The 21783-nt window shown below is 64.0% G+C and carries 18 protein-coding genes; 1 reads left to right on the top strand and 17 read right to left on the bottom strand.

The genetic code is table 11. The annotated features are described in order from the left end of the window. Nucleotides 1–182: 182 nt before the first annotated feature. The 17 genes from mdoH to hutC form a co-directional block, all read right to left on the bottom strand. The gene (gene mdoH, locus HWQ56_RS02165) at nt 183–2762 is read right to left on the bottom strand and encodes a glucans biosynthesis glucosyltransferase MdoH (RefSeq protein WP_158156359.1); all 2580 of its coding nucleotides are present in this window, start codon (nt 2760–2762) and stop codon (nt 183–185) included. Next, the gene (locus tag HWQ56_RS02160; protein WP_158156357.1) at nt 2755–4491 is read right to left on the bottom strand and encodes a glucan biosynthesis protein G; all 1737 of its coding nucleotides are present in this window, start codon (nt 4489–4491) and stop codon (nt 2755–2757) included. Before HWQ56_RS02160 ends, mdoH begins: the two co-directional genes overlap by 8 nt. Nucleotides 4492–4754: 263 nt before the next feature. Then, a complete protein-coding gene (dtd, locus tag HWQ56_RS02155; protein ID WP_176569680.1) occupies nt 4755–5192 on the bottom strand; it encodes a D-aminoacyl-tRNA deacylase in 438 nt (145 codons plus the stop codon). Continuing rightward, the gene (gene pip, locus HWQ56_RS02150; protein WP_158156353.1) at nt 5189–6160 is read right to left on the bottom strand and encodes a prolyl aminopeptidase; all 972 of its coding nucleotides are present in this window, start codon (nt 6158–6160) and stop codon (nt 5189–5191) included. Before pip ends, dtd begins: the two co-directional genes overlap by 4 nt. 711 nt (nt 6161–6871) lie before the next feature. After that, nucleotides 6872–7672: an N-formylglutamate deformylase gene (gene hutG, locus HWQ56_RS02145; RefSeq protein WP_176569679.1), complete on the bottom strand. Its 801-nt coding sequence runs from the start codon at nt 7670–7672 to the stop codon at nt 6872–6874. Beyond that, nucleotides 7665–8888, bottom strand: a complete 1224-nt coding sequence (hutI, locus tag HWQ56_RS02140) for an imidazolonepropionase (protein WP_176569678.1) — start codon at nt 8886–8888, stop codon at nt 7665–7667. Before hutI ends, hutG begins: the two co-directional genes overlap by 8 nt. Next, complete coding sequence (locus HWQ56_RS02135; protein WP_176569677.1) at nt 8888–10423, bottom strand: HAL/PAL/TAL family ammonia-lyase; 1536 nt, start codon at nt 10421–10423, stop codon at nt 8888–8890. Before HWQ56_RS02135 ends, hutI begins: the two co-directional genes overlap by 1 nt. A 12-nt stretch (nt 10424–10435) precedes the next feature. Beyond that, entirely contained in the window at nt 10436–11245 is an 810-nt protein-coding gene (locus HWQ56_RS02130; protein ID WP_176569676.1) for a quaternary amine ABC transporter ATP-binding protein, read from the bottom strand. Then, nucleotides 11242–12093 (bottom strand): ABC transporter permease, encoded by an 852-nt coding sequence (locus tag HWQ56_RS02125; protein WP_176569675.1) that lies wholly within the window; start codon nt 12091–12093, stop codon nt 11242–11244. Before HWQ56_RS02125 ends, HWQ56_RS02130 begins: the two co-directional genes overlap by 4 nt. 16 nt (nt 12094–12109) lie before the next feature. After that, on the bottom strand, nt 12110–13576 hold the full coding sequence (locus tag HWQ56_RS02120) for a purine-cytosine permease family protein (protein ID WP_176569674.1): 1467 nt from the start codon (nt 13574–13576) through the stop codon (nt 12110–12112). Nucleotides 13577–13602: 26 nt separating this feature from the next. Then, complete coding sequence (locus HWQ56_RS02115) at nt 13603–14394, bottom strand: ABC transporter ATP-binding protein (protein WP_158156338.1); 792 nt, start codon at nt 14392–14394, stop codon at nt 13603–13605. Between the two features lie 17 nt (nt 14395–14411). Beyond that, on the bottom strand, nt 14412–15149 hold the full coding sequence (locus HWQ56_RS02110) for an ABC transporter permease (protein ID WP_176569673.1): 738 nt from the start codon (nt 15147–15149) through the stop codon (nt 14412–14414). A 14-nt stretch (nt 15150–15163) separates the two neighbouring features. Then, nucleotides 15164–15886, bottom strand: a complete 723-nt coding sequence (locus HWQ56_RS02105) for an ABC transporter permease (protein WP_176569672.1) — start codon at nt 15884–15886, stop codon at nt 15164–15166. Nucleotides 15887–15950: 64 nt separating this feature from the next. After that, nucleotides 15951–16808, bottom strand: a complete 858-nt coding sequence (locus tag HWQ56_RS02100; RefSeq protein ID WP_176569671.1) for a transporter substrate-binding domain-containing protein — start codon at nt 16806–16808, stop codon at nt 15951–15953. Nucleotides 16809–16949: 141 nt separating this feature from the next. Then, a complete protein-coding gene (gene hutU, locus HWQ56_RS02095) occupies nt 16950–18629 on the bottom strand; it encodes a urocanate hydratase (RefSeq protein WP_176569670.1) in 1680 nt (559 codons plus the stop codon). A 335-nt stretch (nt 18630–18964) separates the two neighbouring features. Next, a complete protein-coding gene (locus HWQ56_RS02090; RefSeq protein WP_176569669.1) occupies nt 18965–19531 on the bottom strand; it encodes a HutD/Ves family protein in 567 nt (188 codons plus the stop codon). Beyond that, nucleotides 19528–20238 (bottom strand): histidine utilization transcriptional repressor HutC, encoded by a 711-nt coding sequence (hutC, locus tag HWQ56_RS02085; protein ID WP_176572324.1) that lies wholly within the window; start codon nt 20236–20238, stop codon nt 19528–19530. The genes HWQ56_RS02090 and hutC overlap by 4 nt, the downstream gene beginning before the upstream one ends. Before the next feature lie 156 nt (nt 20239–20394). On the opposite strand from hutC, the gene HWQ56_RS02080 reads away from it, so the two are divergent. Continuing rightward, nucleotides 20395–21759: a formimidoylglutamate deiminase gene (locus HWQ56_RS02080; protein WP_158156324.1), complete on the top strand. Its 1365-nt coding sequence runs from the start codon at nt 20395–20397 to the stop codon at nt 21757–21759. Nucleotides 21760–21783 lie beyond the last annotated feature (24 nt).

Below are 21783 nucleotides of genomic sequence, written 5' to 3'. Positions count from 1 at the left end.
CGTGGCAATTCAGGGCGCCACGCGTCGCGGACGCACCATTTCGGGGTGCGATCCTAACGTACTCGTCCGGTAGTACAAGTGCTGATGCGGGATTTAATGCGCAAAGATCGACAGAAAGTGACCGTTGGCAATGTTTCAGGAGGTTTCCAAAGCCCCCGAGCACACCGCTCGGGGGCCCGGAATCAGGCGTTCGCCAGGGCTGGCGGGGTGGAAGACTGCGGGTGCAGTGGCAACAGCGGCGAATGCGGGTCCGCTTCCAGCGACTGGCGCCAGGCGCCCAGCCACGCTTCGTTGTTCTCGCCCCAAACCAGTGCATGCAGGCGAGCCAGGGCAACCGGGTCGCTCAGCAGATGCAGACGGGTGTTGCCGTCCAGTTTCTGCGGCCCGACGGTCAGTGCCTTGCGTACGCGCTCTTCACGCATGGCTTCCACCGCGGGTACCGAATGGTGCCGTGCAGTGGCCAGGGCGCAAGCCAGGGCGTTCTGCTGCGGGTCTACCACGGCGCGGACGAAACCGTCCTTGAGCGCGTGCCAGCGGTTCTCATGGGTGTACTGATCGGTGGAGATCAGCTCCTGAGGCGTGTCGTACTCCTCGGGAATCAGGAACAGCTTCTCGTCGCGAGCGCTCAGGCCCAGGTTGGTGCGGCTGGAGATCACCGACACCGGGATCGACAGCATCAGCGAACCGACGATAGGGGTCAGCCACCACAGGAAGCTGGGGTTCAACCAGCACACCAGCAGCGCCCACAGGAAGCCCAGCAGGGTCTGCGGGCCATGGCGGCGCACCGCTTCGCTCCACGGGGTAGAGTCGTCGTCACGCTGCGGCGAGTTCCAGGTCGCGGCCCAGCCCAGGAACGCGGCCAGCACGAAACGGGTGTGGAACAGCATGCGCACCGGCGCCAGCAACATGGAGAACAGCATCTCCAGCAGCATCGAGAGGGTGACCTTGATACGGCCACCGTACTCTTTCGCGCCCTTGGCCCAGATCAGGATGATGCTCAGCAACTTGGGCAGGAACAACAGCACGATGGTGGTGGAGAACAGCGCCACGGCTTTTTCCGGATGCCACTGTGGCCACAGCGGGTACAGCTGCCGTGGTTCCAGGAAGTAGGCCGGTTCCAGCAGGGTGTTGACCGCCAGCAGCGCGGTAGACAGCACCAGGAAGAAGAACCACAACGGCGCTGACAGGTAAGACATGACCCCCGTCAGGAACACCGCGCGGTGCACCGGGTGCATGCCCTTGACCAGGAACAGGCGGAAGTTCATCAGGTTGCCGTGGCACCAGCGACGGTCGCGCTTGAGTTCATCCAGCAGGTTGGGCGGCAGTTCTTCATAGCTGCCCGGCAGGTCATAGGCGATCCACACACCCCAGCCGGCACGGCGCATCAGCGCGGCTTCGACGAAGTCGTGAGACAGGATGGCACCGGCGAACGCCCCTTTGCCCGGCAACGGCGCCAGGGCGCAGTGCTCGATGAAGGGCTTCATGCGGATGATGGCGTTGTGACCCCAGTAGTGGGACTCACCCAGCTGCCAGAAGTGCAGGCCGGCGGTGAACAGCGGGCCATACACGCGGGTAGCGAACTGCTGCATACGCGCATACAGGGTGTCCATGCCCGAGGCTTTCGGCGCAGTCTGGATGATGCCGGCATCCGGGGTAGCCTCCATCAGGCGCACCAGGCTGGTCAGGCATTCGCCGCTCATGACGCTGTCGGCGTCCAGCACCACCATGTAGCGGTAGTCACTGCCCCAGCGACGGCAGAAGTCGTCGAGGTTGCCGCTCTTGCGTTTCACGCGGCGACGGCGGCGGCGGTAGAAGATCTTGCCGAAGCCCTTGGCCTCGCGGCACACCTCCAGCCAGGCTTGTTGCTCGGCCACGGCGATGTCGGTGTCGTTGGTGTCCGACAGCACGAAGAAGTCGAAGCGGTCCAGGTCACCCGTGGCGGCCACCGACTCGAAGGTAGCACGCAGGCCGGCGAATACCCGGGGCACGTCTTCGTTGCAGATAGGCATCACCAGCGCGGTGCGGGCGCCCGGTTCGATCGGCTCGTTACCGGCACTGGCGCCGGAAATGCGGTACTTGTCACGCCCGGTCAGCAGTTCCAGGAAGCCCATCAGGGCCGTCCAGAAACCAGCCGACACCCAGCAGAACAGGATACCGAACAGAATCAGGATGCTGGTCTGCAGCACGTACGGCAATACTTGCTGGGCAGTCAGGGCCACCGGCTGGTGGATGACTTCGTCCAGGTCCACGAACGACCAGCCCTGGTAGGGCAGGATGCCTTTCATGTAGTAACCGGCAACGATGGTCTGCCCCAGCATGAGCGCCAGCAGGATATAGCGGCGCATAGAGCCAACCCAGCGCCAGCGCGCCTTCGGCAGTTCACGCTTGTCGCTGGTCGGCTCCGGCGCTCTCTTCTGCCCGGTGACACGGCGCCACATGCGCACCAGTACGTTGGTGCGCCAGGGTTCCGGCACCACCCGCGTACGGTTGATGGGCGGGGTCGCCTTCAACCGCACGCGGCCGTCCTGGTCGACCGACAACATCTCGGCCTCTTCCATTTCGGCGGCGCTGTTGAGTGTCAGCCGGCGGCCGACCGAGGCCTGGGCGGCCTCGCGCGACTCGTCCGTCGGCTGCGCGGAGAGGTATTCATGCAGCTCGCTGAACGAGTTGCAGCGGGCGAGTTCCGCGCGCTGCTCCTCGCTCAGGGGCAGGTGGGCCAGGTATTCGCCGAGCGATTCTGGCCGAGTGTGTGAATTACTCATCGGAAGGCAACTGGTAGCTCCAGGTTTCGGTCAGCACCTGATCGGGCTTGGCCGGCTCCTCGGGGGTGGGCGCAGCCGCGGTGGCCGGCTGCTCGGCGGCCTTGTCTGCCTTGGCATGCTTGGCGTTGGCCTTGGCGTGCTTGGCGACAGGCTTTTCTTCCTTCACAGGCTCAGCCGGCTTGGCTGGCGGCAGTGGTGCGTCCTTGACCAGTGCGGCACGCATTTCCACCGACTGTTTCGGGTCCTTGACCTTCAGGCGCAGCGTCAGGCGCCAGCCTTTGGTCTCGGGGTTGTAGCGCAGGTTGTTTTCCACCAGGTCGGCGTTGTCGCCAACGCTCACCTGGCTGCGAACCTGGGCGTCTTCGGGCAGGGCGGCGAGCACCGGCCCGGTGAAGTCGATCAGGAACGCCACGCTGCCGTCAGGCTGGCGAATCAGGTTGGACTGCTTGACGTCGCCGGTAGAGCGCAGGGTCTGCTTGACCCAGGCGGTTTCGGGCGAGTGCAGCTGGTCTTCGTTGGAGGTCCAGACCAGACGGTAGTCGTGGTCCAGCGCCTGGCCGGGCTCCGGCAGTTTTTCCGGGTTCCAGAACGCAACGATGTTGTCGTTTGTTTCGTCGGCCGTCGGAATCTCGACCAGGTCGACGGTGCCCTTGCCCCAGTCGCCCTTGGGTTCTACCCAGGCGCTTGGGCGCTTGTCGTAGCGGTCGTCCAGGTCTTCGTAGCGGCCGAACTCACGGCCACGCTGCAGCAGGCCGAAACCTTTCGGGTTCTCGACGGTGAAGCTGCTCACGGCCAGGTGCTTGGGGTTGTTCAGCGGGCGCCAGATCCACTCGTCGTTGCCGGCATGGATCGACAAGCCAGTGGAGTCGTGCAGCTCGTGACGGTAGTTGAGCACCTTGGACGGCTGGTTGGAGCCGAACAGGAACATGCTGGTCAGCGGGGCGATGCCCAGGCGGCTGACGTGGTCACGCAGGAACACCTTGGACTTGACGTCCACGACGGTGTCGTCGCCTGGGCGCAGGGTCAGCTTGTAGGCGCCGGTGGAGCGCGGCGAGTCCAGCAGCGCGTAGATCACCAGCTGCTTGTCGGTGGCGTTGGGCTTCTCGATCCAGAACTCGGTGAAACGCGGGAATTCTTCACCCGACGGCAGTGCAGTGTCGATCGCCAGGCCACGGGCCGACAGGCCATAGGTGTGGCCCTTGCCGACAACGCGGAAGTAGCTGGCACCCAGCAGGGTCATCACTTCGTCCTGCTTGTCGGCCTTGTTCAGTGGGTACATCACGCGGAACCCCGCGTAGCCCAGCTTCTCGGTGGACTTGGGGTCGAACTTCAGGTCGCCGAAATCGAAACGAGCCGGGTCGTACTTGATTTCCTCGACCTTGTCGTTGGCGACCTCGTTGATTTTAACCGGCACGTCGAAGTGCATGCCCTGGTGGTAGAACGACAGCTTGAAGGGGGTCTTGTCGCCCGCCCACTCGGCTTTTTCGTTCAGAAAGCGAATTTTCTGGTAATCAGCGAACTTCATGTCACGAAATTCGGCCGGCAGATTGCTTTTGGGTGCCTCGAATTTCTGCCCGGCAAGATCCTTTGCCTTGGCGGCCACGTCGTCCAGGCCAAAGGCCCAGATCTGGCCCGCGCTCAGCAGGCATATCAGTGCAGACCCCGCCAGCATGGCGCTACGCAGGCGCTTGCCCGGGGTTCTTGGAGCTTTACAGGGACTAACAATCACGAGCAACCCTCGCCGAAAAACAAATCAAAGAACCAACGGCCAGCCATGTCTGCCGGGTTGGCGAGCAATGTTCCGACTCCGAAAGGGCGTAATGATTCCCCAAACGGTGAAGGCCAAGGCTCATGTTGGAACAAAATGGATCAACGAACGCTGATGTCATGACGCGAGATTATCCAGCAGCCCGCGTGACAACGCATCAGGTCAGGTAAACTTTTTATGCTACAAACCGGCCGATTTTACTGCAAATGAACGATTTACGAGCCTTATGTCTGTAACAGGAATGTCACCGGCCCATCGTTGACCAGGTGAACCTGCATGTCAGCCCCGAATCGTCCACAGGCCACCGCTTCATGTTGCGACCGCGCCTGCGCCAACAAGTAGTCGTAAAGCTCGATGCCCAGCGCCGGCGGGGCTGCGGTGGAAAAGCTGGGGCGCATGCCACTGCGCGTGTCGGCGGCCAGGGTGAACTGCGACACCAGCAGCAGGCCACCCCCGACATCCTTCAGCGACAGGTTCATCTTGCCCTGCCCATCGCAAAACACTCGATAGTTAAGCAGCTTGTGCAGAAGTTTGTCAGCGCTGGCGCGGGTATCTTCAGGTTCCACTGCCACCAGCACCAGCAAGCCCTGGTCGATGGCACCGACCACCTCCCCCTCTACCTCGACCCGCGCGCTGCCGACCCGTTGCAGCAGCCCCTTCACGCTTCCTCCAGGGGCAGGTCAAGCAAGCGGCGGGCCATCTGGTCGCAGGCGCGGACCAGGGCGTCGGTGATACCGGGTTCGGACGCGGCGTGGCCGGCATCGCGGATGACCTGCAGCTCGCTGTTGGGCCAGGCCTGGTGCAACTCCCAGGCGTTGTCCAACGGGCAGATCACGTCGTAGCGGCCATGCACGATCACCGCCGGCAGGTGAGCGATCTTGTGCACATCGCGGATCAACTGGTTGGGTTCCAGGAACGCGTTGTTCATGAAGTAGTGGCATTCGATGCGGGCAATGGACAACGCCCGTTGCGGTTCGGAGAAACGGTCGACCACCAGCGGGTTGGGGCGCAGGGTGGCGGTGCGGCCTTCCCAGGTAGACCACGCCTTGGCGGCGTGCATCTGGGCGATCTGGTCGTTGCCGGTCAGGCGCTTGTGGAATGCGCTCAGCAGGTCATGGCGCTCGTCTGCCGGAATGGGCGCCAGGTAATCCTGCCAGTAGTCGGGGAACAGGCGGCTGGCGCCGGCCTGGTAGAACCATTCCACCTCCTGCGGACGGGCCAGGAAGATGCCGCGCAGGATCAGGCCATGGACACGCTCGGGGTGCGTCTGGGCGTAGGCCAGGGCCAGGGTCGAGCCCCACGAGCCGCCGAACAGCACCCATTTGTCGATGCCCAGGTGCTCGCGGATGCGCTCGATGTCGGCCACCAGGTCCCAGGTGGTGTTGTTTTCCACGCTGGCATGGGGGGTGGAGCGACCGCAGCCGCGCTGGTCGAAGGTGACGATGCGGTACAGGTTGGGATCGAAATAGCAGCGGCTCTGGGCATCGCAGCCGGAACCGGGGCCGCCGTGGATGAACAGCACCGGCAGGCCCTCGGGCGAACCGCTCTCGTCGACATACAGCACATGCGGCTCTTGCACGGCCAGATCGTGCCGGGCGTAGGGTTTGATCTGCGGGTACAAAGTCTGCATTGCACGCTCCGTAAGGGTGTTGGGTCATCCCTGCTGGGACTTCTGTCATAAGTGCCGTGAGGCATCATAAACCCGAATCGCTTACAGATCATGCCCCCTTGGTATCAGGGGGCATTTCAGCCTTGCCAGGCCCTCGTACATCAATGCCCTCTGGCCCAGGAAAGCGGCGGCGTCGCGTTCGCTTGCGCGGTGGGTCTGGGAGATTCGGCTGTCTGCTTCCCGAGCTTCGCCCGGTCCCACAGGGAAAGACCCAGCCGCCGCGTTCCCTCTGTGGGACCGGGCGCAGCTCGGGAACGGCGCGCCGCGGTGGGTCTGGGAGACTCGATTGCCTGCTTCCCGAGCTTCGCCCGGTCCCACAGGGCAAGACCCAGCCGCCGCGTTCCCTCTGTGGAACCGGGCGTAGCTCGGGAACGGCGCGCCGCGGTGGGTCTGGGAGACTCGGCTGTCTGCTTCCCGAGCTTCGCCCGGTCCCACAGGGAAAGACCCAGCCGCCGCGTTCCCTCTGTGGGACCGGGCGCAGCTCGGGAACGGCGCGCCGCGGTGGGTCTGGGAGACTCGATTGCCTGCTTCCCGAGCTTCGCCCAGTCCCACAGAGAAAGACCCGGCCGCCGCGTTCCCTCTGTGGGACCGGGCGCAGCTCGGGAACGGCGCGGCGCGGTGGGTCTGGGAGACTCGGCTGCCTGCTTCCCGAGCTTCGCCCGGCCCTGCGAGTCAGGGGTAGCGGTTGCCGCCCCAGGCGAGGAGCTCGGAGAGCAATGCCTTGAGCACTTCGCGGGTCGGTTCGGCGAGGTCAGGCCGGTAGTTGAATGGCTCGAACTCCTCCATATACGTGCTCTGCGCCAACTCCAGCTGCACCGCATGAATGTCATGGGCCGGGTCGCCAAAATGACGGGTGATGTGTCCACCCTTGAAGCGGCCATTGAGCACATGGGTGTAATCACCAAACCGGGCGCAAACACTCTCCAGGCGCTGGGCCAGTTCGGGGTCGCAGCTGGCACCGTTGAAGGTGCCCAGGTTGAAGTCCGGCAGGCGGCCGTCGAACAGGTGCGGTACGTGGGAACGGATGGAGTGGGCGTCCCACAGCAGCGCATAGCCGAACTCATCGCGCAGGCGCGACAGTTCCTGCTCGATAGTGCGGTGGTACGGTCCCCAGATCTCGGCCAGGTAGCGGTCACGCTCGGCGGCAGTAGGCTCCTGCCCTTCGCGGAACAGCGGTACGCCGTCAAACAGGGTTTCCGGGTACAGGCCAGTGGTAGCGCCGGCATACAGCGGCTTATTGTCGGACGGCCGGTTGAGGTCGATGACGAACCGCGAGTACTCGGCAGCCACGATGCTGGCACCCAGCTCATCGGCAAAATCGTAGAGCCGCGGGATGTGCCAGTCGGTGTCGGGCAGGCTGCGTGCCTCATCGATCAGGCCGTTCTCCACGGCCGGGGTCAGGCGCAGGCCGGCATGGGGCATGCTGATCAACAGCGGCACGCGGCCGCGCTTGAAAGTCAGGACGTTATCCACGGGTCAGTTCTCCAGCAGTGACTTCCACGCCGTGACGCACGACGCGCTTGTTCAGCTCGCCACCCAGCCAATAGGCCAGGTCAGCGGGGCGTTCGATGTCCCAGGCGACGAAGTCGGCGACCTTGCCCACTTCCAGCGACCCATGGCTGTGGCCAAGGCCAAGCGCCTTGGCGGCATGCACGGTGGCACCGGCCAGGGCTTCTTCCGGGGTCATGCGGAACAGGGTGCAGGCCATGTTCAGCATCAGGCGTACGGACAATGCCGGCGACGTGCCCGGGTTGAGGTCGCTGGCAATGGCAATCGCCACGCCGTGCTGGCGCAGCGCATCCATGGGCGGCAACCGGGTCTCGCGCAGAAAATAGAAAGCGCCAGGCAACAGCACCGCTACGGTACCGGCCGCTGCCATGGCCCGGGCGTCATCTTCAGTCATGAATTCCAGGTGGTCGGCCGACAGCGCCTGGTAGCGCGCCGCCAGGCTGGAGCCAGCCAGCGACGACAACTGCTCGGCATGCAGCTTCACCGGCAGGCCCAGTTCGCGTGCCTTGAGAAACACTTTCTCCACCTGCGCCGGCGAGAACGCCAGGTACTCGCAGAAGGCATCCACCGCGTCCACCAGGCCTTCGGCCGCCAGGGCTGGCAGCATCTCGTCGCAGATGTGCGCGATATAGTCGTCGGCGCGGTCCTTGTACTCCGGCGGCAGGGCATGGGCCGCCAGGCAGGTGGCGCGCACGCTTACCGGGAGGGCCTCACCCAGGCGACGGATCACCCGCAGCATCTTGCGCTCGCTGGCCAGGTCCAGGCCATAGCCACTTTTGATTTCCACGGTGGTGACGCCGTCGCGCAGCAGGCTGGCCAGACGCTTGCGAGCACTGATGAACAGCTCATCCTCAGTGGCGGCGCGGGTGGCCCGCACGGTACTGGCGATGCCGCCACCCGCCGCGGCAATCTCGGCGTAACTGACCCCTTGCAGGCGCTGCTCGAACTCACCGCTGCGGTTGCCGCCGAATACTGTGTGGGTGTGACAGTCGATCAGGCCCGGCGTGACCCAGGCACCGCCCAGGTCGATGATGGCCACGCCCTCCCCCACCAGCGCCTCGCTGCGTGGGCCGATCCAGTGCACGGTGCCGCCAGCGGTGACGATCGCTGCGTCTTCGATGATGGAGTATTTGCCATGGGCCATGGTTGCCACATGGCAGTGCTGCCACAGGGTTTTCATCACAGGAACTCCTGGAACAATTCGGGGAAGGTACGGCCCAGCAGGGCCGGGTCCTTGAGCAGGGCGGCGCTGGCGGCGATGTCGGGCGCCAGCCAGCGGTCCTGGTCGTAGGGCGGAATGTGTTCACGCAGAAGCCGCCAGGCGGTATCGGTACCGACACCGAAGCGCTGCTCCTTGAGAAACTCGAACGCCTGGGCCGCCAGCAAATATTCGATGGCGAGGATCTGCGTGCAGTTCTCCAGTGCCCGGTGCAGTTTGAGCGAGGCGTTGGTGCCCATGCTCAGGTGGTCCTCCTGCAGGCCCGAGGTCACGTAGTTATCCACAACCGCCGGTTGCGCCAGTTGGCGGTTCTCCGCACATAGCGAGGCCGCCACGTACTGAACGATCATCATGCCGGAATTGACCCCCGGCTGGCTGACCAGGAAGGCCGGCAAGCCGCTGACCAGCGGGTTGATCATGCGGTCCAGGCGCCGTTCGGCGATGGCACCGATCTCGGCCACGGTAATGGCCAGCACATCGGCGGCCATCGCCACCGACTGGCCGTGGGGGTTGGCCTGGGACATCACCCGGAAATCCGCCGGGGTGCCCAGCAACAACGGGTTGTCGGTGGCCGAGTTGAGTTCGATCTCGATCTGCCGCGCCGCATGGGCCAATTGGTCGCGGGAAGCGCCGTGCACCTGGGGAATGGAGCGGATGCTCAGGGCGTCCTGGGTGCGAATGCCGCGGCTGCTGGCGATCACTTCACTCTCGGCCAGCAGGGTGCGCAGGTTATGCGCCACCACCTGCATGCCGGGGTGCGGCTTGAGGCTGATGATGGCCGGGTCGAAGGCGTCGATCTGCCCGCGCAGGGCCTCGAAGCTCATGGCGCCGATGACATCCGCCCAGCCGGTCAGCCGCCAGGCGTCGTCCAGCGCCAGGCAACTGAGGCCGGTCATGCACGGCGTGCCATTGACCAGGCACAAACCGTCCTTGGCCCCCAGTTGCACCGGTTGCAGGCCTTCGGCGGCGAAGGCCCGGGCAGCCTCGACGATTTCGCCCCGGTAACTGACTGGGCCGATGCCCAGCAGGCCGACGCCGATGTGGGCCATATGGGTCAGGTAGCCCACCGAGCCCTGGGACGGGACCTGCGGGGTAATACCACGGTTGAGCAGCGCCAGCAGGCCTTCCACCACTTGGCGGTGCAGCCCCGACTTGCCCTGGCAGAAATTGATGATGGCGGCGCAGATGATCGCGCGCGTCTGCTCGTCGGTCAGCGGCTTACCCACCCCGCAAGCGTGGCTGAGCAAGGTATTGCGCGACAACTGGCTGAGCTGCTCGCCTTGCAGCGATACGTTGCACAAGGCCCCCAGACCGGTATTCACGCCATAAGCCCGCTCACCGCTTTCGACAATGCACTGCACGATGGCCTGGGCATTGTCGATGCGCGCCCAGGCCTGGGCGGACAGTTCCAGCTTGGCGCCAAAGCGCGCCACGGCGACCACATCCTGCCAACGCATTCTGGCGTCGGCGATGACGACGTTTTCGGCCAACAACATCTACAGCGCTCCTTAATAGGTGGCCACCCGACGCTGGACGAAACGGTTCACGTAGTCGTCGGCCGGGTGGTGAAGGATGTCCGCGGGGGCGCCCACCTGAATCAGGCGGCCGTCGCGCAGGATGGCAATGCGGTTGCCCAGGCGAATGGCTTCGTCCAGGTCGTGAGTAATGAACACGATGGTCTTGCGCAGGTTCTGTTGCAGGGCCAGCAACTGGTCTTGCATGTCGGCGCGGATCAGCGGGTCGAGGGCGCTGAAGGCTTCGTCCATGAGGATGACCGGCGTATCGGCAGCCAGTGCCCTGGCCAGCCCGACACGTTGGCGCATGCCACCGGACAGCTGATGCGGCCAGGACCGCTCGTAACCTTGCAGGCCAACCACCTGAACCCAGTGGGCGGCGCGTTCGGCGCACTGCTGGCGGCTTTCACCGCGTACCTGGAGCCCGTAGGCGACGTTCTCCAGCACGGTGCGGTGCGGCAGCAGGCCGAAACTCTGGAACACCATGCTCACGCTGTGCCGACGAAATTCGCGCAGGGCCCGGCGGCCGTAGCCCAGAATATCTTCACCGGCCACCAGCACCTGGCCGCTGGTGGGGTCGATGAGCCGGTTCAAGTGGCGTACCAGGGTCGACTTGCCGGAACCGGACAACCCCATGACCACGAAGATTTCGCCCTGTGAAACCGTCAACGACAGGTCATCGACACCGATCACGCAACCGGTGGCGGCCAGCACCTCATCCTTGCTGGCGCCGTCGCGGCGCATGGCCAGGGCGCGCTCGGGCTTGGCGCCGAACACCTTGGACACGTTACGCACCTCGATCATGGCCGCACCTCATGGCGTGGCCGGCCGTAGGCCTGGGTGATGCGGTCGATCACCACCGCCAGAATCACGATGGCCAGTCCCGCCTCCAGCCCCAACCCGATGTTGAGGGTCTGGATGCCCACCAGTACATCCTCGCCCAACCCGCGGGCGCCGATCATCGAAGCGATCACCACCATGGACAAGGCCATCATGGTGGTCTGGTTGACCCCCGCCATGATGCTCGGCAACGCCAGCGGCAACTGCACGCCGAACAACTGCTGCCAGCGGCTGGCGCCGAACGCATTCACCGCTTCCATCACCTCGCGGTCTACCTGGCGGATGCCCAGGTCGGTCAGGCGTATCAGCGGCGGCGCGGCGTAGATCACCGTGGCGAAGATGGCCGGCACCTTGCCCAGGCCGAACAGCATCAGCACCGGAATCAGGTACACAAAGCTGGGCAGGGTCTGCATGATGTCCAGCAAGGGCATCAGTACCGCGCGCAGGCGGTTGCTGCGCGCCGCCAGAATGCCCAGGGGAATGCCGATCAGCACGGCGATCACCGTGGCTACCAGCATCAGTGCCAAGGTCAGTAGCAGTTTGTCCCACAAGCCTACCGCGCCCACCAGAAACAGCAGGCCCATGATCAACAGGGCGCTGAACACCTTGCGCGTGGCATGCAGGGCGATGCCGCCGACGATGATCAGCAGCAGCCACCAGGGCACTAGCCGCAAGCCGTTTTCCAGGCGCACGATCACCCACAGCAAGGACTCGGACACCTGGCGGAACAGGTCGCCATAGCGGGTCACCAGGGCGTCGACGCCTCGGTTGACCCAGTCGGCAATGGAAAAGGTAAGGTCATCGGGGAACATGAGCGGCTCTCACACGTCAGAAGGTCCCCTGAGGTATAGCCTTCCCGAACTCGCCCGGCGTGCCCTTGGCCGCGTCTGGCCGGATTAACTGATCGGGTATGGACCGGGTGCAACGCCTGGCGACCACGTAGTACAGCACCGCCGGCACCACCAGGCCGATGATCCAGGAGATATCGGTATCACCCAGGCTGGCCACCAGCGGGCCGGTGTAGAAGTGCGTGGAAATGAACGGCATCTGGATCAGTACGCCCAGCACATAGATGCTGATGCCCGGAACGTTCCAGCGCCCGTAGCGGCCATTCGGGTCACTGAGCGCGGGAATGTCATAGCGCTCCTTGGTGATGCAGTAGAAGTCCACCAGGTTGATGGCGCTCCACGGAGTAAAGAACGCCAGCAGGAACAGGATGAACGCCGAAAAATCCTTGAGGAACGAGTCCTTGCCCAGCAACGCCAGCAAAGTGGCCAGGCCGACCATGGCAAAGATGTAGGCCAGGCGCAGGGCGCTGGAGATGTGCCGGTTGCCGCGGAAACCGCTGACGATGGTGGCGATGGACATGAAACTGCCATAGGCATTGAGGGTGGTGATGGTCACCTTGCCGAAGGCCACGCTGAAATACAGCAGCGCCGCGACCACGCCGGTGCCGCCCAGGCCGACAATGAACGACACTTCATGGTGAGCGAACTGCGAGCCCGCCAGGGCGGCGGCGAACACGCCGAACACCATGGACGCCTGGGCGCCGATCACCGCCCCCAGGCTCACGGCCCAGAACGTGCCGGGCACCGAGGTGTTGCTCGGCAGGTAACGCGAGTAGTCCGCCACATAAGGCCCGAAGGCTATCTGCCAGGACGCCGACAGGGATACTGCCAACAGAAAGCTGCTGAGGGAGAAATGCTTGTTGCCCAGCAACGCACCGATGTCATTACCCGCCAGCAGCCGGTAGAACAGGTAGATGAAGGCCACCACACCCAGGACGCTGGCGATGCGGCCGATCATGTGGATGACCCGGTAGCCGAAGACAGTCAGCACCACGATCAACGCGGCGAAGATGACGATGCCTTCCCAGTCCTCCACCTGCAGCAATTGAGCGATGGCCTGGCCGGCCAGCAACGAGCCGCTGGCCGAGAAGCCGATGTACATCAGGCACACCAGCACCAGCGGGATCACCGCGCCATACACGCCAAACTGCACCCGGCTGGAAATCATCTGCGGCAGGCCCAGGCGCGGGCCCTGTGCCGCGTGCAGGGCCATGACCGCACCCCCCAGCAATTGGCCAACGAACAACCCCACCAGCGACCAGAACACATCGCCGCCCAACACCACGGCCAGGGCACCGGTGACGATGGCGGTAATCTGCAGGTTAGCGCCCAGCCACAGGGTGAACTGGCTGAATAACTTGCCGTGGCGTTCGGACTCGGGGATGTAATCGATCGAGCGTTTTTCGATCAATGGCGTGCTTGCAGCACGGTCAACTGAACCAGCCATACAACGATCCTCAGGTTAGGTGGCGTTTACTCGGCATTGCGCTGCTGATGGCTGGACACGAACTGGCGGAAACGCTCGGTCGGCAAGCCTTCGAACAGGTCGGCGGGGCTACCCTGGCAGTCGATCTGGCCGCCCTGCATGAACACAACGCGGTTGGAAACATGGCGGGCGAAGCCCATTTCATGGGTGACCACCAGCATGGTGCGGCCTTCTTCAGCCAACGAGCGCATCACCCGCAGCACTTCACCCACCAGCTCCGGGTCCAGGGCCGACGTGGGCTCGTCGAACAGCATCACTTGAGGGTTCATGGCCAGCGCACGGGCAATGGCCACGCGCTGCTGCTGGCCGCCGGACAGGTGCGCCGGGTAGTAGTCGCGACGCTCGTACAGGCCGACCTTGTGCAGCAACGCTTCGGCCTCCTCCACGCATTCGGCACGCGAACGCTTGAGCACGCGCAAGGGCCCTTCGATCACGTTTTGCAGCACGGTCATGTGCGACCACAGGTTGAAGCTCTGGAACACCATGCCCAATTTGCTGCGCATGGCTTCAACCTGGCGACGGTTGCCGGGCAGCAGGCGGCCGTCACGGTGGCGCTTCATCTCGATGGCTTCGCCGTCCAGGACGATGCTGCCCTCGTCCGGGGTTTCCAGCAGGTTGATGCAGCGCAGAAAGGTGCTCTTGCCCGAGCCGCTGGCGCCGAGAATCGAGATCACATCGCCCTTGTGGGCATCCAGGGAAATGCCCTTGAGCACCTGAGTCGCACCGAAGGCCTTGTGAATATTGGCGACCGACAGGGCGGTCTGGAATTGAGTACTCATGGCAAGCTCCGCTGCAATCAGGAATGGGGGGTGGCTTCAGGCACCGGTTTGGTCGGCGCGCCCTGGGGCCGCTCGCGCAGGTGCGGGGACAGGCGGTGTTCGATCCAGGCCACGGCGCGCACCACCAGGAAATTCAGCACCAGGTAGATCAGCGCCGCGCAGATGAACACCTCCATGGTGCGGTAGGTGCGCTGGATGATCTGCTGGGCCACCCCGGTCACGTCCCACACGGTGACCAGGCTGGCCAGGGCGGTGGACTTGACCAGCAGGATGGCCTCGGTGGAATAGGCCGGCAGCGCCTGGCGCAAGGTGACCGGGGCAATGACACGCCACAGCAGCGTCCAGGGGTTCATGCCCACCGCCTGGCCGGCCTCGATCTGGCCGTGGGGCACGCTCTGCAGGCCGCCGCGGATGATTTCGGCGGTATAGCCGGCGGTGCACATCGCCAGCGAGACCACGGCGCAGCCGTAGGGTGACTTCAGCACCACCCAGAGGAAACTGTCGCGAATGGCCGGGAACTGGCCCAGGCCGTAATAGATCAGGAACATCTGGATCAGCAGCGGCGTACCGCGAAACAGCATGATGTAGAAGCGCGCCGGCATGCTCAGGAACCACCAGCGGCTGACGCGCATGGCCACCACGCCCAGGGACAGCAGCAAGCCCAGCACCAGCGAGGAAAAGAACAGCGTCAACGTAGTGGGCAAGGCGCCCAGCAACTTGAGCATGGTGTCGGCGAGAAAGGCAAAATCGATCATCTGGTTTCCCCTTCTCAGGACTGCGTCGGGTTGCGCCGCTGGGTACGCTGCACCCGCGACTCGGCAAGGTTGAACAGGCGGCCTGAAAGCCCGGTGAGAACCAGGTAGCACACCCCGCCGACGATGTAGAACGTGAAGTACTGACGGGTAGAGCCGGCCGCCACCTGGCTGGCGCGCATCAGTTCCACCAGTCCGATCACCGAGATCAGTGCCGAGTCTTTCAGGCTCATTTGCCAGACGTTGCCCAGGCCCGGCAGCGCGTAGCGCCAGATCTGCGGAATCAGTACCCGACGAATGCGCATGCCACGGCTCATGCCGATGGCCAGCGCCGCTTCCAGTTCGCCCTTGGCCACGGCGATGAAGGCACCACGGTAGACCTCGGCCTGGTAGGAGGCGGAAATCAGCCCCACGGCGATGGCGCCCACCAGGAACGGCGGCACGTCTACATAGCCCTGGCCACCGAACCAGTGGTTGATCGCCGACACCACGCTGGCGCCGCCGAAATAAAACAGGTAGATCACCAGCAGTTCAGGAATCCCTCTGAACAGGATCGAGTAGGCATCGCCCAGGTACCGCACGCCACGCCGGCGCGAGAGCTTCGCCGTGGCCACCAGGCTGCCCACCAGGGCGCCGATCAGCAACGCCGCCAGGGTCAGCAGCAGGGTCATGGCCGCTGCCTTGAGCAGCGCCATGCCCCAACCGGTGTCACCGAAGCTGAGCATCTGCAAGAGATTCATGAGGTTTTTCCTGCCACTTCAATCGTTGAACATCCGGCGCCCGCAGGCGCCGGCCCCGCCCCGCTTATGACTTAGGCGTAAGGTCGAGCTTGAACCACTTCTCGCTGAGCTTTTTCACCGTGCCATCGGCCAGCGCCTCTTTCAGCGCGGCGTCGAACTTGGCCTTCAGGTCGGCGTCTGCCTGGCGGAAGCCCAGGCCTTCGCCATCCCCCCAGATAGGGCCGCCGATCTGCGGGCCGGTGTAGGCCAGGTTCTTGTTTTCGTCCTTGGCCTTGAGCGAGTCGAGGAAGGTCACATCGTCGAACGCCACATCGATGCGCCCGGCCTGCAGGTCGAGGATGGTGTCCGCCGAGGCGTTGTATTCGCGAATGGTGGCGACGTCCTTGAAGTGGTCGTCGATGAAGGGGGTATAGATGGTGCCCGAGGCGATACCGATGGTCTTACCCTTCAGTGCCTTGCGCAGGCCTTCGATGGTCTCGCTGATCTGTTTTTCGTCAGTGCCCAGGGTGATCTCGTGGGCTGGGCCTGGTTCGCCAGGCAGCAACTTGGCATCCAGGGCCACGAAGCTGGCAGGGGTACGCGCGTAAGGAATGGAGAAGGCCATGACCTTTTTGCGGTCTTCGGTGATGACCACCGCATCCATCAGCACATCGAACTTGCCGGCGTTGAGGCTGGCGATCATGCCGTCCCAGTTCTGCACCGAAATATTGCACTTGAGCTGCATGCGCTGGCACAGAATCTCCATCAGCTCGGGCTCGAACCCGCTGATCTTGCCGCCCGGCAGGGTGACGTTCCACGGCTCATAGGAGCCTTCGGTGGCAATGTTCACCGACGTCCAGTCCTTGGCCTGGGCCAGCGGCATGCCGGCCAGCAGTGCAGCGCTCAATGCCAATGAACCCAACAACCCGAATTTCTGCGCCATCGTTAACCTTCCTGCAAAGTCGAATGAGAGAAAGTGTTACAAGCTCGCTGACCGTCGCTTACCTATGCTTGTACATACAACTACAAGCAATTTGGAAGCCAACGTCAGGCTGCCGACCCGGGCAGCCTGATGGACCTTAGATCAGCCTTTGATCATCGGCAGGTTCAGCCCTTGTTCCTTGGCGCAGTCGATGGCGATCGGGTAGCCGGCATCAGCGTGGCGCATGACGCCGGTCGCCGGGTCGTTATGCAGCACGCGGGCGATGCGCTCAGCAGCTTCGTCGGTACCGTCACAGACGATGACCATGCCCGAATGCTGGCTGAAGCCCATGCCCACGCCACCGCCGTGGTGCAGCGACACCCAGGTGGCGCCGCTGGCGGTGTTCAACAGGGCGTTGAGCAGCGGCCAGTCGGACACCGCATCGCTACCATCCTGCATGGCTTCGGTTTCACGGTTGGGGCTGGCTACCGAGCCGGAGTCCAGGTGGTCACGGCCAATCACCACCGGGGCCGACAGCTCGCCACGGCGCACCATCTCGTTGAACGCCAGGCCCAGCTTCGCGCGCTGGCCCAGGCCTACCCAGCAGATACGTGCGGGCAGGCCCTGGAAGCTGATGCGTTCACGGGCCATGTCCAGCCAGTTGTGCAGGTGATCGTCGTCGGGGATCAGCTCCTTGACCTTGGCGTCGGTCTTGTAGATGTCCTGGGCGTCACCTGACAGCGCCGCCCAGCGGAACGGACCGATGCCGCGGCAGAACAGCGGGCGGATATAGGCAGGCACGAAGCCAGGGAAATCGAAAGCGTTGGCCACGCCCTCTTCCTTGGCCATCTGGCGGATGTTATTGCCGTAGTCGAACGTCGGGATGCCCTGCTTCTGGAAATCGAGCATGGCCTGTACGTGCACGGCCATGGACTGCTTGGCGGCCTTGACCACGGCAGCGGGCTCGGTCTGGGCGCGGTCGCGGTATTGCTCCCAGGTCCAGCCAGCAGGCAGGTAGCCGTTGAGCGGGTCGTGGGCGCTGGTCTGGTCGGTGACCATGTCGGGGCGCACGCCACGCTTGACCAGCTCCGGCAGGATTTCGGCAGCGTTGCCCAGCAGCGCGATGGAAGTCGCCTTGCCCTCGGCGGTATACCGGGCGATGCGGGCCAAGGCGTCGTCCAGGTCAGTGGCCTGCTCGTCGACATAGCGGCTGGCCAGGCGGAAATCGATGCGGCTTTGCTGGCACTCGATGTTCAGCGAGCACGCCCCGGCGAGGGTCGCGGCTAATGGTTGCGCACCGCCCATGCCGCCCAGGCCGGCGGTCAGTACCCACTTGCCCTTCAGGTTGCCGTTGTAGTGCTGGCGACCAGCCTCGACGAAGGTTTCATAGGTGCCCTGGACGATGCCTTGGCTGCCGATGTAGATCCAGCTGCCAGCGGTCATCTGGCCGTACATGGCCAGGCCCTTGGCGTCCAGTTCGTTGAAATGCTCCCAGTTGGCCCAGTGCGGCACCAGGTTGGAGTTGGCGATCAACACGCGAGGGGCGTTGCTGTGGGTCTTGAACACGCCTACCGGCTTGCCCGACTGCACCAGCAGGGTTTCATCGTCATTGAGGTTCGTGAGGCTCTCGACGATCTTGTCATAGCACTCCCAATTGCGCGCGGCGCGGCCAATACCACCGTAAACCACCAACTCCTTGGGGTTCTCGGCCACCTGCGGGTCGAGGTTGTTCATCAGCATGCGCAGCGGCGCTTCGGTCAGCCAGCTCTTGGCGGTCAGCTTGTTACCGCGGGCGGCGCGGATTTCGACATCACGGTATTTGGTTTGAGCTTTGTCGGTCACGAAAAGGACTCCTCTGCGGTAACTGCACTGTTCTGTGCACGTCTTTACTTGTACATACAAGCATATGCAATTGAGTTGCCAACTTTTGTGGTCGAGGGGTTGGGCGGGTACTGGTAGAGGGTAGAAGGCAGGGAACGAGCGGGGTGGAAGGCAAAAAGAATTGTTGCGCGGGCAGATGATCGGTGGAGTTTCGGTCCGTCTCGACGGGACTTTTTTGCGCCGCCTTGGGGCAATCGGTAACAACTTGGTGCGCTTTTACACCTGACCCTGGCCCCGCAACGCCGCGCATACCCTGTGGGACCGGGCGAAGCTCGGGAAGGCCACGGCGCAGTGGGTCAGGCCGGCGACAGTTCGATCAGGCAGCAGTGGCCGTCGACGCTGAGTTCGGCAAGGGCGTCTGTCTCGATTTGCAGGCAGTCGTACAAGCCCAGGATATGGGGAGTGCTGCCCGCCTTGACGGTCAGGGCGTCGGCGACGCTGAAGATCAACAGGGTCTGGGCCGCGGTGAACAGCCGTGCCTCACCCTCCAGCCACTGTAGCCGCGCACGGTACCGAGTGGGCGCGTAGATGAGGTTGAAGTCGCGGATCTCGCCGCCGACCAGGGTGCACGAAACGGCGCTGTCACCGGTGAACGAATAGGGATCGAAGGGCTGCAGTTCGCGGCTATCGGTGCCATCGACATTCAGCACCATCCCTTTGCCCTGCAACACGGTGATCACCCGCTGGTAACCCGCGAAGCTGGAGAACCCGCCCGATTCACCAATGTCGGCAATCGACAGGCGCCAGCCGAACCCGTCCAGGCCATCGCCGCCATCGCGGGCGATTTCCTCGGTACTGCCGCCACCATTCTTCCACGGCATGCGCGGGTAGCCCGCGGCGCGCAACAGTTTGAATGTGCTCATTTGCTGAATCGTCCTTCCAGGCGGTGCCGGGAGCCGGGGTGGATCAGGCGCGCGGCGGTCACCGGGGTGCGACCCGACCAGGTACGGCGGCGGATCAGCAGGCAGGGTTCGCCAGGCTCTATTTGCAGCAACTTGCATTCCGACGGGTCAGCCAGGATAGCCTCGACCACATGCTCGCCTTCGGTCAGCGGAGCAACCCTGGACAGGTAAGCGTAGGGCGTTTCCTGGGTAAAGTCCTGTTTCAGGTAATCGGGCGCCACCACGGCGTTGACGTAGCGGTCCTCGATCTGCACCGCAATATCGTTTTCGAAGTGCACGATCAGCGAATGGAACACCTTCTGCCCTTCGCGCATGTCCAGCGCCAGGGCACGCTCGGAGCCGGCGGCTTCCTCGGCCAGCATGATCACCTCACAGCGGTGGCGGTGGCCACGCGACGCGATTTCATCGGCGATGTTGTGCACTTCGAACAACGCTGACTGGCTCTTGGGTTCGGCGACAAAGGTGCCCACGCCCTGCATGCGCACCAGCAGGCCTTCAGCGGTCAACTCGCGCAGCGCGCGGTTGATGGTCATGCGGCTGAAACCCAGTTGGCTGACCAGCTCGCTTTCCGACGGCACGCGGTGGTGCGGCGGCCAGGTGCCGTTCTGAATCTGCAGGGCGATCATCTGCTTGACGCGGGCATAGAGCGGTGCCGGACTTTCGCCCATCTGGGCAACCAGCGGAGAGACGGCGGGCGGAGTCGACACGGGAAATCCTTCTGTTTTAGGCCAGTTGAAACGATAGATGGATAGCTTGCCGCAGTTTACCGAGCAGGCAAACGTCTGTATATGTATATACAAATAAACCTGATGAGGTAAGTGTCGATGTCCGCCTTCTTTGCCGAACGCGCGTTGTTGCCATCCGGATGGGCTGAAAATGTCCGCATCGAGGTCGGGGCCGATGGCTTGATCACCCTGCTCCAGGCCAACGCCAGTGCCGAGAATGCCTTGCTTCTGAAGGGTCCGCTGCTGCCGGGCATGCCCAACCTGCACTCCCACGCGTTTCAGCGGGCCATGGCAGGCCTGGCGGAAGTGGCCGGCAACCCCAACGACAGCTTCTGGACCTGGCGCGACCTGATGTACCGCCTGGTCGGCAAGATCAGCCCCGAGCAACTGGGGGTGATCGCCCGTCAGCTGTACATCGAGATGCTCAAGGCCGGCTACACCTCGGTGGCTGAATTCCATTATGTGCACCACGACACCGACGGCCGTGCCTACGAGGACCCCACCGAGCTGTCCCGCCAGATCAGCCACGCAGCCGCCAGCAGCGGCATCGGCCTGACGCTGTTGCCGGTGCTCTATAGCCACTCGGGTTTTGGCGGCCAGGCACCCAACGACGGCCAGCGCCGCTTCATCAACAGCACTGATGCCTACCTGACGCTGCAACAGCGCCTGGCGCCCATTCTTGCCGAACAGCCGGCCCAGCGCCTGGGCCTGTGCTTCCACTCATTGCGCGCGGTCACCCCTGAGCAGATCAGCCAGGTGCTGGCCGCGAGCGACACCTGCGCCCCGGTACACATCCACATCGCCGAACAGATGAAAGAGGTCAACGACTGCCTGGCATGGAGCGGCAAGCGCCCGCTGCAGTGGCTGTACGACAACGTGCCCGTGGATCAACGCTGGTGCCTGGTGCACGCCACCCATGCCGATACCGATGAAGTGCGGCGCATGGCGGCCAGCGGTGCGGTGGCCGGGCTGTGCCTGACAACCGAGGCGAACCTGGGCGACGGGCTTTTTCCGGCAGTGGACTACCTGGCCCAGGGCGGGCGCATGGGCATTGGCTCGGACAGCCATGTGTCGTTGAGTGTGGTAGAGGAACTGCGCTGGCTGGAATACGGCCAACGCCTGCGCGACCAGCGCCGCAACCGGCTTTACGGCCAGGACCAGCCCATGGTGGGCCGCACCCTGTATGACGCCGCCCTGCAGGGCGGCGCCCAGGCCCTCGGCCAGCCCATTGGCGCACTGCGCGTGGGCGCCCGGGCCGATTGGCTGGTGCTCGATGGCAGTGACCCCTACCTGGCCACCGCCACCGGCGACGGTATTCTCAACCGCTGGCTGTTCGCCGGCGGGGACCGCCAGGTGCGGGATGTGTGGGTCAACGGAATGCAGGTGGTCAGCGAAGGGCATCATGCCCAGGAGCATGAAAGCGCACAGGCTTTCGCCGGCGTGCTGGGCAGCCTTCTGAACTGAAGGCTACCCGGCGGGACCGGGCAT

The sequence above is a fragment of the Pseudomonas eucalypticola genome, assembly GCF_013374995.1.
In the GTDB taxonomy this organism is placed as follows: domain Bacteria; phylum Pseudomonadota; class Gammaproteobacteria; order Pseudomonadales; family Pseudomonadaceae; genus Aquipseudomonas; species Aquipseudomonas eucalypticola.
This window is presented reverse-complemented; position numbering and strand designations above follow the sequence as displayed.

What these genes read in the sequence shown, in the direction of transcription:
- mdoH (WP_158156359.1), bottom strand. Translation starts at nt 2,762, where the DNA reads ATGAGTAATTCACACACTCGGCCAGAATCGCTCGGCGAATACCTGGCC.
- pip (WP_158156353.1), bottom strand. Translation starts at nt 6,160, where the DNA reads ATGCAGACTTTGTACCCGCAGATCAAACCCTACGCCCGGCACGATCTG.
- hutI (WP_176569678.1), bottom strand. Translation starts at nt 8,888, where the DNA reads ATGAAAACCCTGTGGCAGCACTGCCATGTGGCAACCATGGCCCATGGC.
- HWQ56_RS02135 (WP_176569677.1), bottom strand. Translation starts at nt 10,423, where the DNA reads ATGTTGTTGGCCGAAAACGTCGTCATCGCCGACGCCAGAATGCGTTGG.
- HWQ56_RS02130 (WP_176569676.1), bottom strand. Translation starts at nt 11,245, where the DNA reads ATGATCGAGGTGCGTAACGTGTCCAAGGTGTTCGGCGCCAAGCCCGAG.
- HWQ56_RS02125 (WP_176569675.1), bottom strand. Translation starts at nt 12,093, where the DNA reads ATGTTCCCCGATGACCTTACCTTTTCCATTGCCGACTGGGTCAACCGA.
- HWQ56_RS02120 (WP_176569674.1), bottom strand. Translation starts at nt 13,576, where the DNA reads ATGGCTGGTTCAGTTGACCGTGCTGCAAGCACGCCATTGATCGAAAAA.
- HWQ56_RS02115 (WP_158156338.1), bottom strand. Translation starts at nt 14,394, where the DNA reads ATGAGTACTCAATTCCAGACCGCCCTGTCGGTCGCCAATATTCACAAG.
- HWQ56_RS02110 (WP_176569673.1), bottom strand. Translation starts at nt 15,149, where the DNA reads ATGATCGATTTTGCCTTTCTCGCCGACACCATGCTCAAGTTGCTGGGC.
- HWQ56_RS02105 (WP_176569672.1), bottom strand. Translation starts at nt 15,886, where the DNA reads ATGAATCTCTTGCAGATGCTCAGCTTCGGTGACACCGGTTGGGGCATG.
- HWQ56_RS02100 (WP_176569671.1), bottom strand. Translation starts at nt 16,808, where the DNA reads ATGGCGCAGAAATTCGGGTTGTTGGGTTCATTGGCATTGAGCGCTGCA.
- HWQ56_RS02090 (WP_176569669.1), bottom strand. Translation starts at nt 19,531, where the DNA reads ATGAGCACATTCAAACTGTTGCGCGCCGCGGGCTACCCGCGCATGCCG.
- hutC (WP_176572324.1), bottom strand. Translation starts at nt 20,238, where the DNA reads ATGGGCGAAAGTCCGGCACCGCTCTATGCCCGCGTCAAGCAGATGATC.
- HWQ56_RS02080 (WP_158156324.1), top strand. Translation starts at nt 20,395, where the DNA reads ATGTCCGCCTTCTTTGCCGAACGCGCGTTGTTGCCATCCGGATGGGCT.